This window comes from Desulfoluna spongiiphila (assembly GCF_900101345.1).
Taxonomy (GTDB): Bacteria; Desulfobacterota; Desulfobacteria; order Desulfobacterales; family Desulfolunaceae; genus Desulfoluna; species Desulfoluna spongiiphila.
The window spans coordinates 83312-99896 of the sequence record NZ_FMUX01000007.1 but is presented as its reverse complement, the minus strand read 5'-3'; the positions used below and the strand labels follow the sequence as shown (position 1 = coordinate 99896).

At 58.7% G+C, this 16585-nt stretch carries 12 protein-coding genes; 7 read left to right on the top strand and 5 right to left on the bottom strand.

The window, feature by feature from the left end:
- The first annotated feature begins 60 nt into the window (after positions 1-60).
- Positions 61-2268: a DUF3141 domain-containing protein gene (locus BLQ12_RS11155; RefSeq protein ID WP_175469663.1), complete on the top strand. Its 2208-nt coding sequence runs from the start codon at positions 61-63 to the stop codon at positions 2266-2268.
- 395 nt (positions 2269-2663) lie between these two features.
- On the opposite strand, the gene BLQ12_RS11150 is transcribed toward BLQ12_RS11155, so the two are convergent.
- From BLQ12_RS11150 to BLQ12_RS11135, 4 genes are all read right to left on the bottom strand, one after another.
- Positions 2664-3590: a nitroreductase family protein gene (locus tag BLQ12_RS11150; protein WP_092210728.1), complete on the bottom strand. Its 927-nt coding sequence runs from the start codon at positions 3588-3590 to the stop codon at positions 2664-2666.
- A complete protein-coding gene (locus BLQ12_RS11145; protein WP_092210727.1) occupies positions 3587-4648 on the bottom strand; it encodes an AI-2E family transporter in 1062 nt (353 codons plus the stop codon). Before BLQ12_RS11145 ends, BLQ12_RS11150 begins: the two co-directional genes overlap by 4 nt.
- Before the next feature lie 189 nt (positions 4649-4837).
- On the bottom strand, positions 4838-5593 hold the full coding sequence (locus tag BLQ12_RS11140; protein WP_092210726.1) for a hypothetical protein: 756 nt from the start codon (positions 5591-5593) through the stop codon (positions 4838-4840).
- Positions 5594-5603: 10 nt separating this feature from the next.
- Positions 5604-6413 carry a tyrosine-protein kinase family protein gene (locus tag BLQ12_RS11135; protein WP_092210725.1) on the bottom strand — a complete coding sequence of 270 codons (810 nt, stop codon included), beginning with the start codon at positions 6411-6413 and terminating at the stop codon, positions 5604-5606.
- Positions 6414-6690: 277 nt separating this feature from the next.
- Between BLQ12_RS11135 and BLQ12_RS11130 the strand changes: the two genes are divergently transcribed.
- Positions 6691-7098, top strand: coding sequence for a PaaI family thioesterase (locus BLQ12_RS11130; RefSeq protein ID WP_175469661.1), 408 nt, complete (start codon positions 6691-6693; stop codon positions 7096-7098).
- 526 nt (positions 7099-7624) lie between these two features.
- Positions 7625-8698 carry an HD-GYP domain-containing protein gene (locus BLQ12_RS11125; protein WP_175469659.1) on the top strand — a complete coding sequence of 358 codons (1074 nt, stop codon included), beginning with the start codon at positions 7625-7627 and terminating at the stop codon, positions 8696-8698.
- 239 nt (positions 8699-8937) lie between these two features.
- Here the strand turns inward: BLQ12_RS11125 and BLQ12_RS11120 are convergent, their stop codons facing one another.
- A complete protein-coding gene (locus BLQ12_RS11120; RefSeq protein ID WP_092210722.1) occupies positions 8938-10671 on the bottom strand; it encodes a YcaO-like family protein in 1734 nt (577 codons plus the stop codon).
- A 437-nt stretch (positions 10672-11108) separates the two neighbouring features.
- Between BLQ12_RS11120 and hisB the strand changes: the two genes are divergently transcribed.
- The 4 genes from hisB (at position 11109) to rpoD (ending at position 16487) form a co-directional block, all read left to right on the top strand.
- A complete protein-coding gene (gene hisB, locus BLQ12_RS11115; RefSeq protein ID WP_092210721.1) occupies positions 11109-11696 on the top strand; it encodes an imidazoleglycerol-phosphate dehydratase HisB in 588 nt (195 codons plus the stop codon).
- A 92-nt stretch (positions 11697-11788) separates the two neighbouring features.
- The gene (locus tag BLQ12_RS11110; protein WP_092210720.1) at positions 11789-12466 is read left to right on the top strand and encodes a hypothetical protein; all 678 of its coding nucleotides are present in this window, start codon (positions 11789-11791) and stop codon (positions 12464-12466) included.
- 374 nt (positions 12467-12840) lie between these two features.
- Positions 12841-14667 carry a DNA primase gene (gene dnaG, locus BLQ12_RS11105; protein WP_175469658.1) on the top strand — a complete coding sequence of 609 codons (1827 nt, stop codon included), beginning with the start codon at positions 12841-12843 and terminating at the stop codon, positions 14665-14667.
- Positions 14664-16487 carry an RNA polymerase sigma factor RpoD gene (rpoD, locus tag BLQ12_RS11100; protein WP_092210718.1) on the top strand — a complete coding sequence of 608 codons (1824 nt, stop codon included), beginning with the start codon at positions 14664-14666 and terminating at the stop codon, positions 16485-16487. Before dnaG ends, rpoD begins: the two co-directional genes overlap by 4 nt.
- Positions 16488-16585 lie beyond the last annotated feature (98 nt).

Sequence of the window (16585 nt, the reverse complement as noted above, 5' to 3'; positions counted from 1 at the left end):
CCGTTTTCAGGCTTTGACCCGTTTACTTTTCGCTACCGGCGAGGTCATTCAGGAGGGGTTATGGACGCTGCTGCCGTCAACACCATGTCATCTGCCTTTGATCTTTTTGCCCACGCATCAGAGTATGTGGTCGATACCTCCCAGCGGTCCCTTTTGTTTTGGGATGTGCTTCGGAAGCGGGGGAACAATTACCTGGATCACCTCGAAAAAGGGCAGCCTCCGGTGTTGATTTTTGATTACGAAATCATTTGCGATGCCCGGACCTTCGATCAGCCGGCCAACTACGCCCTGGCTCAGATCCGGGGGAAACGCGGCTCCGAGGATCGCGGGTTTACAGGGGGTGCGGATCGCAGGGTGAGGGCCGTCGACGGGACGGGCGATCAAGCGGAACCAAACCGTCGCCCCATCGTTATCATCGACCCCAGGGCCGGTCACGGCCCCGGCATCGGCGGGTCCAAGGAGGCGTCGGAAATCGGCCATGCCCTGGCCAACGGGCACTGTGTCTATTTTGTCCTCTTTTTCACCGAGCCCATGGAGGGGCAGACCCTGGCCGATGTGAAAAATGCCGAGATTCTTTTTTTGGAGGAGGTGGCCAGGCGCCACCCGGGCTCCCTCCGGCCCGTGGTGATCGGGAACTGCCAGGGGGGCTGGGCCACCGCCATTGTGGCTGCCGAAAGGCCCGACCTTGCAGGACCCATTGTCCTCAACGGTGCGCCCCTTTCTTACTGGTCGGGGGTGGGGGGGACAAACCCCATGCGCTACAAAGGCGGGCTCCTGGGGGGCGTCTGGATCAACGACCTGGTGAGTGATCTCGGCGGGGGGCACTTTGACGGGGCCAACCTCGTCATGAGCATGGAGGGGCTGAATCCCGGCAACACCTTCTGGTCCAAGCAGTACAATCTTTATAAAAATGTGGACACCGAAGAGCAGCGGTTTTTGGATTTCGAGACCTGGTGGGGCGGTTTTTTCCTCATGACCAAAGAAGAGATCCACACCATTGTCGCCGATCTGTTCATCGGGAATCGCCTTGCCAACGGGCAGCTGAAGCTTGATGACGGGCCCCCCATTGATTTGAAGCGATTCAGCGACCCCGTGGTGGTCTTTGCCTCCAGCGGGGACAATATCACCCCGCCCCAGCAGGCCCTCAACTGGATTCCCATGGTTTACAAGTCCGTGGATGAGATCAAGACCCGGGGCCAGGTTATCGTCTACATCGTGCATCCCACCATCGGCCACCTGGGCATTTTTGTGGCGAGTTCCATTGCCGGAAAGGAGCAAAAAGAGATCATCGGCAGCGTTGAGATGATCAATTTTCTTGCCCCCGGACTCTATGAGATGGAGATCATTGCGGCCCCGTCCAAAGAGTGGCTCAACGACTACAAGGTGAAATTTTCCGAGCGCACCATAGACGACATCCTGGCTTATGATGACGGGGTTGAAGATGAAAAGGCCTTTGAGCTGGTGGCTTCTATTTCCGAGCGGAACAGCGCCCTGTACGGCACCTGGGTGAGCCCCCTGGTTCGGGCCATGGTCAACCCGCTTTTTGTGGAGTGGATGCTTGAGATGCATCCCATGCGTCTGCAGCGAAGTTTGATCACCGATCGGAACCCGTTGATGAGGCCGGTGAAAGACGCCGCGGAATATGTCCGCAGGACGAGGCGACCCGTTTCGGAAGAGAACCCCTTTGTCCAGGTGGAGCGGGCCGTTTCGGACATGGTGGTGACTACCCTGGACTGGGGCCAGTCCCTGAGTGACCTGACCCAGGAGAAGGTGTTCCATCTGATATACGACAACCCGGCCCTGGCATGGCTCTACGGCGTGGATCGGGGGCCGACCCCCGAAGAGGAGAAGGCGACCCAAAAGGCCGAGGCGCAGGAGAGGCGACGGGATCGCAAAATGTGGCTGGACAGGCTCGATGAGGGGGGCTACCCGGAAGGGGCCATTCGGATGATCATCGCCATGGCGAGTGTCGACGGCTCTGTGGATGAGGCGGAGATGGCCATGGGAAATCGCATCGTCAAGGCCAGCTGGCGCCTGAAGCGCCTCACTGCAAGGGAGCTCCACAAGGTGGTCAAGGAGCAGTCACGCATCCTTCAAACGGATTTTAAAAAAGCCCTTGAAGCCCTGCCTGTGCTGCTTACAGAGAAAAAGGACCGGGAAAAAGCCGTCAAACTTGCCAACGACATCGCCCTGGCCGACCACACAATCAATGCCAAAGAGGCTGCCCTTCTTGCGCAGATGAAAAAGATCCTGGAGCTGCCTGCATAGAATCCGGCGGACTCCCTTGGCGATTTCTTTTCTGGCCGTCACCATGACAAAAAGCCGTAAAGGCCCCGACAGGGGTGTTTACGGCTTTTTTTGTACCTGAAACCAGCTTTTGCGGTGGCACACCGTGCCGCCGGGGGCCGCCAAGTTAAAGATGCCTCCGGTGGCCCTGCCGGGGGCTAAGCTTTTACCTGATTTATAAAAAGCGGGTTTAACAAACAGGTTTTAAACACAGATTCAGGCCAATCAAAATCAAAGGCGAATGTGATTTACCCTGAGGAACGAAGGGGAAAGCGCATTCGCAACTTGCTTTCAAGGTGGCACACCTTGCCGCCGGAGGCATCTTTTTGGTTTTTATTCGGAGCCCTCTTGACCCTGTGGTTCATCCGGCTTTCATCTTAGAAGGCATTGCTTTCATTCATGCGGATCACCCGGGGAGTCACCGGTTTGCGGACAGAGGGGCGCATGTAGGGCTCGTGGGGGTGGCCCAGGGCAATGACGGCGTAAACGGTTTCATTTGCCGGGAGGCTGATGCGCTGTCTCAGCTGTTTGTCCCGGGCCAGGGCTTCCACGGCAAAGCCGATGAGGCAGCTCCCGAGGCCCATGGCGTGGGCGGCCAGGAGGATCTGGTTTGATGCGAGGAGGGCGTCCTCGGCGGGACATGATGCGTCCTGGGAGCAGCTGACGAGGATGGCGGCCGGAGCCCCGTGGAAGAGGAGGTCTTTGTGCTGGGTGGTCCAGCTGGCGATGCCCTCTTCGATGCGGTCGTGGTAATCGGCATGGTACCGGGAGAGCTCCGGTTTGCCCAGGAGTTTGAGCAGGCCGCGCAGGGGCGCGATGCGGGCCAGGCGGTTGAGTTGTTGAAAAAAGGAGAGAACGCCCTTTGCAAACCCTTTGACGGATGTCCGGTCGGGGAGCAGGGTAAAGTGCCAGGCCTGGGCGTTGGTCCCGGATGGCGCGGTGGTGGCGATGTGCACCAGGTCTTCAAGGACCGCCATGGGGACGGGGTCCTTGGTAAAGTGCCGGCAGGAGCGGCGGGACGCCATGAGCCAGGCGAGTTTGTCCACCTCAAAGGCTCCGGGGGCGAGCCATCCGTCGGGCATGGCAAAGGTCTGGTAGCTTTGCCCCATGGGGCGGTGGTCCGTGAGGGTGATGGCTTCTGTGGGGCAGACGGCCAGGCAGTGGCCGCAGGAGAGGGAGTCGTCTCCTGTGACGACGGCTTTGCCCTCGGCCAGGGTGAGGGTGTCATGGGGGCAGATGGCAACGCAGGCGCCGCAGCCCGTGCATTTGGATTCATCGATGACCACATGGATGGGGCGTTTCATTCGGCTGTCTCCTTGAGAAGGCTTCGAGCCTCTTTTTCAGGTCCCAAAAGGATGGCGATCCACCGGGTCTCCTCCCGGGCCTCCAGGGTGATTTTAAGGGCCATGGTGAGGGGGACCGAGAGGATCATGCCCACCGGGCCCATGACCCAGCCCCAGAAAGCCAGGGAGAGAAAGACCACCAGGGCCGAGAGGCCCACGCCGCTTCCCATGACCCGGGGTTCGATGAGGTTTCCGATGGTCACATTGATGATGAGGTAGAGGCAGGCCACCATGAGGGCTGTCACCGGTCCCAGCTGGACCATGGCCAGGAGAATGGCCGGTACAGCGGCGATGATGGAGCCGATGTTGGGCACAAAATTGAAGATAAAGGCGATGAGCCCCCAGATGGCCGGGAAATCCACCCCGAAGACCATGAGGCCCACATAGACAAGGCTTCCCGTGGCAAAGCTCGTGGCGCTCTTGATGGCAAGGTAGTGACGGATCCCTTCGGTGATGCGGTGGAACCCTTTATGGGAGGCGTTGCCGTTGCCCAGGGCGGCTTGGAGTTTGACCGAGAACCCCGAGGCCTCCATGAGAATGAAGATGACCGTCAGGACAATAAAAAAGGTGTTGGTGAAGACCCCGCCCAGTCGCGTGAGAAGGGCCCCTAAAAAGGCCATCATGCGACCGGGATTGAGGACGTTGAGCAGGGCCTCGCTGGTGATGTCGATATGGGCACTCTGCAGCAGGGGAACCACACTGCTCACCAGGGCTTCCATGCGTTGCTGGTAGAGGGGGATGCTCTTTGTAAAGGCCTCCACGGCTCCGGTGACGATGTTGATCAGCAGGAGAAAGAGCATGAGAACGACAAGGACGATGACAAGGACGGCCACCCCGGTGGGTACTTTTTTGCTCTCCATCCAGAACATGGGCGGGGAGACCGCCACGGCGATGAACACGGCAAGGAGAAAGGGGACCAGAACGGACGAGGCCGCCTGGATGCCTGTCACCACGATGACGAAACAGGCCATTGAGATCAGGATACCGGCTTTGGGCGATGTTCCGGAAGGGGTCTGCATGAAAGGTCCTTTGTGTCGGGAGTGTGGGGCTGGACAGAGAGATCCAGGGGCCTGACCCGCGGTTTTATACTCGGGCAAACGGTTCCATGTGACTGATTTAGATGTATACACCAAGGCGGGCTGCGGGAAAATACAAAAAAGCGAGTCGGGAGGGGGGCATGAGCTGTGCCCCCGGAAGGGGATAACGGGTCAGGACCGGGTGTCTGCGCTATTGAGGGGCGGCTTCTCCCCAAGGACCCGGGAGACGCGGTTCAGGTCCGGCAGGGAGCCCAGGACGGGCAGGTTGACATACCGGGCAATCTGTCGCTCGGATTTCAGGGCGGCGTCGTTCCACTCGAGCGCTGCCACAAGGGCCATGACGGCCAGAACCGAGGCGGTGAGCAGGATGAGGAGGGGGACCAGCCTGTCCGGCCGCCAGATGGCCCGCAACGCCGTGCTCTCAATGGCCCCGATCCGCCCGGGGAGGCGTTCGCTGGGCAGGTGCATGCCGCTGATTTCAATGCCCTCCCGGGCTTTTCTCACCAGCCTTCGGGCATAGTAGTCCACCAGGTTTGTACCGAGCTCCGCATCTTTTCCAAGGTAGCGGATCCGGGCGATGCCCCCCTGGTAGGAGAGGGTGATGTCGTTGCTGATGGCGGACGTGACCTGCCGGTAGCGTTTGGTTTCCAGCTGCTCGATATTGATGGCGGAGAGGTTGAAATAGCGATTGACGTCAAAGTTGTCCCGGAAGAAGATGGCCTGGGCGCTGACCACTTCGGTGATGGTGTTGAAGGAGGCGGATGTGAACGGGGTCTCTAACGGCAGACGGATGTCCTGCCAGACCGCGTGCCGGTCCGGCGCGCAGGCCGCGGAGAGCAGGTAGAGCCCGGGCATGAGAAAGGAGAGGAGAAACCAGGCTTTGTAGCGCTTGAGTCCGTGGGTGTAGCGTTTGACAATGTAGGACATGGCTGTCTCCTTAGTAGAGGATGGGGTTTTTCCACTGATTGGCCACCACCCCGATGATTTTTGCACCGTTGATGCGCATGGCCGTGGTGGTGCGTTTCAGGGTGGAGCGGGGGGTTCGGTTGGTCATGAAGACCAGCACCACGCCGTCGGCTATGCTCGAAAGCAGGACGGGGTCCCGCATGTTCTGATTCTCAGGAAAGGTGGCGGAGGTGTCCACGATGATGGTGTCGTAGCGGTGCTTGGCCTCCTGGATGAGGCGGTGATCGTAGCCTTCCACGTTGGAGAGGGCCCCTTGGGAATCATCGGTCATGCGGGCCGCCGGGAGGATGTCGATGCCCAGATGCGTCGGGACAATGAGCTCGTCTATGGAGGCCGCCCCGTAAAAGGCGGCCGGGTTTTCAATGAGCTCTACGTCGAAGGTTTTGTGAATGGCCGGGGCATACCAGTTGTAGTCCACAAGAAGGGTCTTGCGACGCTTCGGGTGGCTGGCTGCCATGGCAAGACCGGTGGCCACGGTGGTTTTTCCCTCTCCCCGGGCGCCGCTCGTGATGACGAGGCAAAGGGATTCCCGTCGCCCGGTGGCGGTCTGGATGGCCGTGAAGATGCGTTTGGTCTCGGCGATTTTTCCAAGGGTCTCAAGGTGTGACTCATTGGGACGGTTCATGAACGGGCGCTCCCTGGGTTGGGTGGATCCGGGCTGAGGCCGGGTGGGTTCAAGGCTCATGTAAAAGCTCGTGGTTCCGGGTGTTCGCGGCAAGGGGCGGGTGACGCGGATCGGGTGGCGATCCATGCGTATGGTGCAGATGGAAGACCGTTGCATGGCCCGGATGTTTCATGGGAAAACGAACACGTCAACGCAATGGTGCCTTATGGCACCGGCTTACTGACTAAAATGCAGTTATTCCAAACATGCAAAATGTAATGTACGGTTTTCAGGTCGATGTTCCCGCCCTTCGGGCGAGCCGGGATAGGGCCGTGCGCGGCCGGTGTCTGGTGGCAGGTTGTGGGTAATGGGTTTATATTAGACCAAATACATGCGGGTGGCAACAGGGGAGACCAAGGCCCCGGGTACCCGTTTTATGGTGTCGGGAGGAAAGATGGCGTTCAGGTTTGATCCACCGGAGGTGTTCCGGGAGATGGGGGCGCAGATTCTTGCGTTTGATGGGGAGAAAGGGACTATTGAGGTGCGTTTTCCCGTAAAGAAGGGGTATCGCAATCCCATGGGGGCCATGCAGGGAGGGATGGTCGTGGCGGCCATGGACAACACCTTCGGCCCCCTTACCGTGCTGCTGGGGACCACCAGCGTGACCACCCAGCTGAACACCAGCTTCGTAAAGCCCGTGGGCCGGGACGAAGCCTGCATCATTGTTGTCGCCAGGGTAACCGCAAGATCACGACGCCAGATTCACATGGCCGCCGAGGTGTGTAACGCCCAAGGGGAGATCGCGGCCCTGGGGACAGCCAGCTTTCTGGTGCTGGAGACCCGGGACCCGGAATCGGTCTGACCCTTATTTTCTTTTTTTAACGGTTCAGTTGATCTTTGCCTCCGGCGGCAAGGCGTGCCACCTTGAAAGCAGAAGGCGGATGCGCTTTGCCCCTCGTTCCTCGGGGCAAATCACATCCGCCTTTCAAACACATTTTTTTAAGACCTGTTTGTTTCCCTTTTTAAACGTTTGGCCCCTGGCAGGGCCGCCGGAGGCATACCCTGAATCGTTGCCTTTGCCGAAAGGGTTTTTCGGCCCCTTGGATTCGCAGTTGTTGGCGGCCGGGGTTTGGGGTATACTGATTTTATTCATGAACCCGTGCAATCATGATTGTTTTAACGCATCAGACGCATCAGAAGATGGCGGCTTTGTCTTGCCTTCGTAAGCTGCCAGGGTCCCCCGTTTTGCTGAAAAACGCTCCGGCCTTTCCTTTGTTGATCTGTGTTGATACGCGCCCTCCCTTCGTTTCCGGATTTCAGCAACCCTTCCTCTTTTTTCACCCGGTTTATGTCTTTGGGAGCGAAAACCTATGACCATGCAGAAAACAATGAACCCCCCCGGTCTGTTGATTGTGGACGATGATGAAACCATCCGGATGATCTTAAGGCGCGTGATGGAAAAGCAGGGGTTTGTCTGCCACATGGCCTCACATGGCGTGGAGGCCCTGGCCGTGCTCGAAGAGCACCCTGTTGATATTGTCCTGACGGATGTGGATATGCCGGAGATGGGAGGCCTTGAGCTGGTAAAACAGATTCGGGCCAGGCACAGCGCAGACCCCATTGTGATGACCGGTCATATCGACGAATTCAGCTACGAGCAGATCATCCAGACCGGTGCCGTGGATTTTATCCTGAAGCCCATGGCCCCGGGAGAGGTGGTTTTAAGGGTGCAGCGCGTGCTGAGGGAGCGCCGCCTTGTCAAGGGGCTCAAGGAGACCCACCAGGCCCTTAAAGACTCCTACCTGGATACCATCAACCGGCTGGTCACCGCAGCCGAGTACCGGGACGAGAACACCGGGAGCCACATCACCCGCATGAGCACCTACAGCGCGTTTCTTGCCGAAAAACTGAACATGGACGGGGCCTGGGTGGATCGGATCCGCTACGGCTCGGTCATGCATGATATCGGCAAGATCGGCATCCCGGACCACATCCTCATGAAACCGGACAAGCTCTCGGGAAACGAATACCATGTGATTCGGACCCATCCTGCCATCGGGGCGCGGATTCTTGCAAACGCCAAGTCCGATGTATTGCGCAGCGGCCAGCAGATTGCCATCTCCCACCATGAAAAGTGGGACGGCACCGGGTATCCCCAGGGACTCTCCGGAGAGCGTATCCCCCTGGCCGGGCGCATCGTGGGTATCGCCGACGTCTTTGATGCCCTTGCAACGAGACGGCCGTACAAAGACCCCTATCCCCCGGACGTGATTTACGGCCTCATGCAGGGGGAAAGGGAGAAGCACTTTGATCCTGGGCTGACAGACATCGTCTTGAACCATTTTGATGACTTCCTGGCCATTCGCAACGGCAACTGCAACGGCGGCACAGAGATGGTCAACTCCGGGGCTCCTTTCAGCTGGAGCCAGCGGGATGCAGGGGACCACCCCTCCTCGACATAGGGACAGGTCCGGCGCAAAGGGAAAACATAAAAAAAAAGCGATGCCTTCTATGGCTAAAGTGCATGGAAAAGCATGCCTCCGGCGGTCAGGGAATGATCCCCTGAACCCCAGGTTGCGAATGCGCTTTTGAGCCAGATGAAACGGACTCTGTTTTTAAGACCTGTGTGTCACACTTTTTAAACGTTTGGCCCCCGGCAGGGCCGCCGGAGGCATTTTTTTAAGGGGGCGGTTTACCTTTTTCAGGCCGTTTCGGCCAGTGCGTCGAGGTTGGTTCGTGCAAAATCGATGGAGGGGTCCATTTTGAGGGCCATTTTGTAGTAGGTGATGGCCTTGTCGGTGTTGCCGAGCTCCCGGTAGTTGGAGGCGATGTTGGCATAATCAATGGCGGAGTTGGGGTTGAGGCGGAGCACTTCCCGGAAGGCGTCGATGGCCCGTTCGTGATCGGCCATCATGTAGTGGCAAAAGCCCATGAGGTTGTGGATGTCTTCCCGTTCCGGGTCGATGTCGATGCCGGCCTGAAGGACCTTCAGGGCCTCCCGGTAGCGGCCCGTCTCTTTGAGGCTTACCCCCATCCAGGAGCAGATGGAGGGGATCTCCGGCTCGTCGGGGTTGGCGGACAGGGCTTTTTCAAAGGCGGCGGTGGCTTCGTCAAAGGCGCCCCGGTTCAGCAGGAGCTGGCCCTTGTAAAAGTGGAGGTAATAGCGCTGCCCCACGGCCTCTTCTATTTTGGTGATGCGCGTCAAGGCGTCGTCGGCATCGCATTTTTCGGTGATGAGCCGTGCAGCGAACATGGGCACACTGGTGCCCAGGCTCCGCTCTCGGAAGTGGGCACCGGGGATGATGGTGTAAAATGCGGGGATGCCCAGCTCCGGGTGGGTGGTTTCGATGGTGAGGACCTCCATGTCGATGGACTCCAGGGCCGCCACGTAGCGTTCGATCTCCACCTTGATGTTGGCATCCGACAGGTCGGGAAGGCTGGAGAGGGGCACATCGGGCTGGGGACGGGTGATAAACTCGGCCTCGGCAAGGTCGGTGTACTTGGGCAGGCCGCTGGCCACATAGTTGGCATCGGTGTTGAAATCACCGGCAAGCTGGGCAACCTCGGTCATGGCTCGGCTCATGGCTTTTTCCGGGTCGGGGGCGGTGCCTGCGGTCCACACCAGCTCGCTGGACTCGGGGAAGGTGGCCGGATCCCAGGCCAGGACCCCCACCGTGGGAATGCCGGTATCAAGGGAGAGATCTGAAAATACGAGGTTGATGTCGTTTTTTCGGTATTTGGCGAGCATGTCCCTGACGGCGGGGTCGGTGGCGGTGTCCGGGTCGATGGTGGGGGTGGTTTTTTTGCCGTGGCTGACAAGGGAGCAGACGTGGCGTTCCACGATTTCGGAGATTCCCTGGCAGATGGCCTCTTCCTTGCAGTTTCCGGCGGAAGGGCCGTTGAATTCGTTGATGGCAAAGAACCAGTCAAAGGGGATGAGCACCTCGGCGCCGGTGGTGAGGTTGCGGGCCGGGGTCCATTTCAGGGGAATGTCCGAGAAGATGGCCTCGGCCGTGTCCATGGGGGTCTTGTCGTCGTGGACCGATCGGGCAATAAGGGCAAAGGGAAGGGCCTTGTCCTTGAGGTTGGCGTAGGTGTCGGTGACAAAATGGCTTTCATCGGCCTTGAAGGCAAAAAAGCTGAACCGTTCGGCAAGCTCCATGACGGCGCTGGCCTCGGACTGCTCGGGGGTGGCCCCTTTGCCCATCTGCTTGGCCGTTCCCGTCAGGGCCGAGGCGTCTTTGCCGCAGACACTGAAAAATACAGGGATATCGAGCCTTCCGTTGTCGATCCGCGACGTCTCCTTGAGGATGTCCAGGGAGAGGTTTTTTGCCTTCTCCTTGAAACGGGCCACGGTCTCTTCCGGGGAGATTATTTTGTCCTGATCGGTGGTGCAGATTTTGATGGCATCTTCCAGTACAATTCCGGCACTCATACAACACGTCCTTCCCATGGGTTCCCGGGTGGTTCCGGGAATGGATTATTGCTTTGGTATGCGGTGATCATGCAACGCCCGGCTTCAGGAGGCGGCGGGGTATTTCGTGTGGTTCCCCCCGGTTATCGGGGGCCGGGGACGATGCGTGAAAAAACAATCTTCGTACCATACAACATGCGGAAGTGAAAAGCCTTTTTTACGTTGACCCCCCAGTGTCAATCTGGTAATTGGGTGGGGATATCCAAAGGGGCGGAAGAGGGTTTTAAAACGCTTGCCGGAGGGCCGCTCGGCCCATCAGGGGGCGCCATTGAATGCCCTGCGGACGCACAGCGTTGTGCCGCCCTTTTTCACCACCTGCTCGCGGGAAGGCGGAGCCATCACCACCCACTGCCTTATAGCAAATCGCCTCAACTCCGATATTTCACAGGCATCTCAATATGACACGCACAGCCACCATCACGCGCAACACCAAAGAGACCCGTATTTCCATCGATCTGGACCTGGACGGCCGGGGCAAATCCGATGTAACCACGGGGATTCCCTACTTTGACCACATGCTTACCCTGTTTGCCGCCCACGGCTTTTTCGACCTCACCATGAAGGTCGACGGAGACCTGGAGATCGACGCCCATCACACGGTGGAGGACACGGGCCTTGCCCTGGGCATGGCCATTGCCGACGCCCTGGGGGACCGGGTGGGAATCAAGCGGTACGGCCTGGCCGTTACCCCCATGGACGAGACCCTGGCCGAGGTGGTTCTGGATCTCTCCAACCGACCGTTTCTGGTCTACGACTTTCCCGACCACCGGGTCCGGGACGGCAACTTCGACGCCTGGCTGGCCCGGGAATTTTTCCAGGCCCTCTCCGTCAAGGCGGGCATGAACCTTCACATCAACGTTCGGTACGGCGAGAACGATCACCACATCATCGAAGGGGTCTTCAAGTCCCTGGGGCGCGCCCTGGACCAGGCGGTGTCCATTGATCCGCGTATCGAAGGGGTTCGTTCCACCAAGGGCGTGATTTAGGGCCTTACGGGCCAGGGGCGCCAGTCATCAACGTTGCCACCATCAAGGCGGGCAGGGAAACCCCCGGAGCCGGCCAAACCAGGGAGGTGTGTATGGGGTATCCGACGCGGGTGTGGCTCCTTGTGGTTTTGATCTCTCTGGTGAGTGCCTGCACGCCGGCACGGGAGTCCACCAAGCCCTCCAAACCGGCTGTTCCCGTTACCCTCTTCTCTTGCCGAGAGGTGGCGGTTCCCCCCTTTGACTGGGTGGCCCCCGAAGACACGGTCTACATGGAAAGTGAAAGGGAGAAGGGCCGCGACGTGCCTCCCCTCGCATCCTTTGCCGGGCCGGATCTGGCCCGGCGTATGGCCGTCAGCCTGAAAGAAAAGGGCGTGGATGCCACCGCGGTCTCCGTCAATGACACCGACAGCCTCCAGGATCAGGTGTACGCCCTGGCAGAGCAGGGCTACGGCTGCGTGATCCTGGGCCGTGTGGAACGTTACGAGGAGCGCATCGGCTCCGACTGGTCGGTGAACCGACCGGCGTCGGTGGCCTTCAAGATGATTTTAATGGATACGGCCACGGGGCGCGTGCTCTGGAAGGGCTCCTTTGATGAGTCCCAGCAACCCCTCAGCGAGAATTTACTGACCTTTAAGCGGTTTGTCTCCCGCAAGGCGCGTTGGGTCACTGCTGCGGATCTGTCAGAGACCGGGTTCAAGGGGCTCGTGGACTCCATGGTTCAGCTGGGGGGGCGCCCTCGTTCTGTGGCCGATGGAGAGCAGGAACGATAATTTTTGTTTTCGGAGTGTTCCTCCCAGGTTGGGGCCGGATGCCGGAAAATAGTTCTTGACAAACACGTTATTGGCATTAACTTATGCACCTGCTTGGGCGAGCTTGAAGGGCCTTTGCCGCCGGTTTGCAGCGGCGCATCCCTTTGATCGGTATGGCTTGCGTTTCAAGCATCTTGGATGCGTTTGCCGCCCTTGGGCGGTGGGCGTTTCAGGCGGTATGTTCGGCTTTCATCCATGGCGGGTGGAGGCTTTCATTATATAATATGGTATGACAGACGACCTGCCGATGGTTCGGCTATCTTGCATGAGGGGCCATCGATGTGGTTCTTTCTCGGATTGGATACCGGACTCTCGCGGACAGGAGCTTAGTGCACTTGATTCCCGAAGAAGTGATTTCAGATATTAAGCACGCGACCGATATTGTTCAGGTTGTCTCTGAAACCGTTCAGCTCAAGAAGACGGGAAGCAACTTCGCAGGCCTTTGTCCGTTTCATTCCGAAAAAACCCCTTCCTTTACTGTCAGCCCGACAAAACAGATTTACTACTGCTTCGGATGCGGAGCCGGGGGCAGTGTGTTCAACTTCGTCATGAAGCGTGACGGGTTGAGTTTCCCGGAAACCGTACGTTCCCTGGGCAGCCGGTGCGGCATTGAGGTGCCGGAGCGGCCCATGAGCGACGAAGAGAAAGAGAAGATCGGGGTCCGGGAGAAAATTTTTCTGGCCAACCGCCTGGCGGTCGATTTTTTTTCACAGACCTTGAAAGGGGCGTCAGGGGCCGGGGCGCTGGCTTACCTTCGCAACCGCGGGATCACCGACGAGACCATGGAGAAGTTCGGGCTCGGGTATGCCCCGGATGCCTGGGACGCGGTGTCGGGGTGTCTTTCCTCCCATCGGGTGCCTGTGGATATTGCGGTGGGAAGCGGCCTTCTTATCGCCAAAGAGACGGGGCGGTATTATGATCGCTTCAGGAATCGCATCGTCTTTCCGATATTTGATACAGCCATGCAGGTGTCGGGGTTTGGCGGGCGCGTTATGGATGACGCCCTGCCCAAGTACCTGAACTCCCCGGAGACACCTGTTTACCATAAAGCCCGGTCCCTTTACGGACTCCACGCCGCGCGCGAGGGGATCCGGCAAAGCGGGACGGCTTTCGTCGTTGAGGGCTATTTTGATGTTCTGGCCCTGTTTCAAAACGGCATCACCCAGGTGGCGGCAACCCTGGGCACCGCCCTGACCCGGGACCATGTGCGCCTGTTGTCCCGGTGCGGCGCCGAGCGGTTTGTCCTGGTGTTCGACTCTGACGGGGCGGGGATCCGGGCGGCCCTTCGAAGCGTACCGGTGTTCCAGAAAGAGTACATGACGGCCAAGGTGCTGGTGCTGCCCACGGGGCATGATCCCGACTCTTTTGTACGGGAATCCGGGCCCGAGGCCTTTCTGGCTCTGGCGGACAAGGCCATGGATCTCCTTGAGTTTCTCATGGATGCCGCCATAAGGAGCCACGGGCTCAGTGTGGAGGGTCGTTTGAAGGTCCTTGCGGACATGAAAGAGCCCCTCCTTGCCATGGAGGACCGGGTGGCCAGGTCCCTGTACATTCGGATACTGGCCGAGAAGGTGGGCATCGACGAAGAAGCCGTCAGTGAAAAGATTCACCGGGGACCCGGGCCGACATCCCGACCCCCGGTTGCGGAGCCGTGGCAGGAGGCCTCGGGGAAACCTTTGGGCCGCCTCAAGGAAGAAAACAGCCTGGAGTATCAGATCGTCTCCATGCTGGTGCGTTACGCGGGTATCCATGCCTACTGCAGGGAGGTGGGCATTACAGATTATTTTGAAGAGCCGGGGCTCAAGGAGATTTGCTCCCTTGCCCTGGCTTATGACGGACCCCCGGAGGCCATGACGGACTGGTTTCTGATGAACCTTCGGGAGGAGGGACAAAGGGAACTCGTGGCACGTCTTGCCATTGACGAGTTTCCGGTAATTCACCAGCGGTGTGTTGCTCTGATTGACCAGTATGTCCGCAACAGAAACAGATTGGGCGATGACCTCTCAAAACGAATCAGGGATGCGGAAGCGCGTGGTGATCACGAGCTTTTGCTGGCGCTGCTGGAAGAGAAACGACGCTTTTCCCAGGACCTGAAGAGACGTCAGCACGAAGCCAGGAAGGTTAAACATCAATCCGGGGTTGCAGGAGGCAAAACCATATGACCAACAAGTCCGATACCTCTCCCGAGAAGAGCAAGAAGAACCAGGAAGCTGCGTTTAAGGCTCTGCTTGTGAAGGGAAAAAAAGTCGGAGTTCTTACGTATGATGAGATCAATGAGGCCCTTCCGGATGAGGTGGATTCTTCGGATCGGCTGGATGACATCATTGTGATGCTTCAGGAGATGGATATCAAGGTGGTTGCGGAAAGTGATCCGGAGCACGACGAGGCGGAAGAGAAGGAAGATGAACCCGCCGAGTTGGACTCCGAGCTTCCCATGGCCGCTGAGGAGACCCCGAAGAAGAAGGTTGCGGTCTTTGAGTCCGAAACCGGGGCAGCCGATTACGGCACGGTGACCGATCCCGTTAAGATGTACCTTCGCGAGATGGGCATGGTGACCCTCCTCTCCCGGGAAGGGGAGATCGAGATCGCCAAGAAGATCGAGATGGGGGATCAGGAGGTGCTCAGGCACCAGCTCGATACCACCATTGCGGTGGGCTATATCCTCTCCCTTGCCGACGGCATTGCCGCAGGCAAGCTTCGTCCGAAAAACGTCCTGCGAGATGTGGATGAAGGGGACGGGGCCGTCGATGAGAAGAACCTGGTGGGTAAATTCCTGGAGACCATTTCCGAGATTCGTACCATCCACGAGGAGAACACCGGGCTGCGGTACCGCATCTTCACCGAGGAGCTCTCCTCGGATGAGCAGCGTAAGATCAGGCGCTCCGTGAGCCGTCGCACCGAAAAGATCTTCAACCTTCTCAAGGAGTGGCGCCTTGAAGTCAGCGTCTCCGACATCATCGATGCCAAGATCCTGGAGAACATTGCCTGGTTTGAATCCATGAACAAGGTGCTGGGCCGTTGTGCCGACACCTTCGGCACCTCGGTGACCGAGTTCAGGGGCCAGCTCTGCGATGTGGAGACCTTTTTGGCCTGGGCCGTTGAGAAAAGTGCCCTGGGAGAAGAGAAGCTTCGCACCATCTACCCCGATTTCGCGTACCTCCAGATGCAGATCGAAAGCCGCGAGCTGGGTATCAAGGCCAACGGCCGTATCCTTTCGCGCATTGCCTCGTCCATCGAAGAGGGCAAGGTGCGGGCCAAGGAGGCCAAGAGCGAGCTGGTCAAGGCCAACCTCCGTCTTGTGGTGAGCATCGCCAAAAAATACACCAACCGAGGGCTGCAGTTCCTTGACCTCATCCAGGAGGGGAACATCGGCCTGATGAAGGCGGTGGACAAGTTTGAGTACCGAAGGGGCTACAAGTTCAGCACCTACGCCACCTGGTGGATCCGGCAGGCCATCACCCGTGCCATTGCCGACCAGGCGCGTACCATTCGTATCCCGGTGCACATGATCGAAACCATCAACAAGCTGATTCGGACCAGCCGCTATCTGGTGCAGGAGCTGGGGCGTGAGCCCTCTCCCGAGGAGATCGCCGAGAAGATGGAGATCCCTCTGGACAAGGTGCGCCGTGTCCTTAAGATCGCCCGGGAGCCCATCAGCCTTGAGACTCCCATCGGGGAGGAGGAGGACAGCCACCTCGGCGATTTCATCGAAGACAAGAAGTTCATGCTCCCCTCGGATGCCGCGGTGAACATGAACCTGGCGGAGAAGACCCGAAAGGTCCTGGCCACCCTCACACCGAGGGAGGAGAAGGTTTTGAGGATGCGTTTCGGTATCGGGGAGAAGGCGGACCACACCCTGGAAGAGGTGGGCAAGGATTTTGCCGTTACCCGTGAGCGTATCCGCCAGATTGAAGCCAAGGCCCTGAGAAAACTCCGACACCCCACACGAAGCAAAAAACTGAAGAGTTTCATCGAGATTTAGGGCGAGACCTTTCCCTTTGGCACACCCCGGGAAAGGGGCGCCCCTTAAGCCTTTTTGCAAGGCGGATAACACTTGACAAAAGGGGCGCGCCGGGGGTA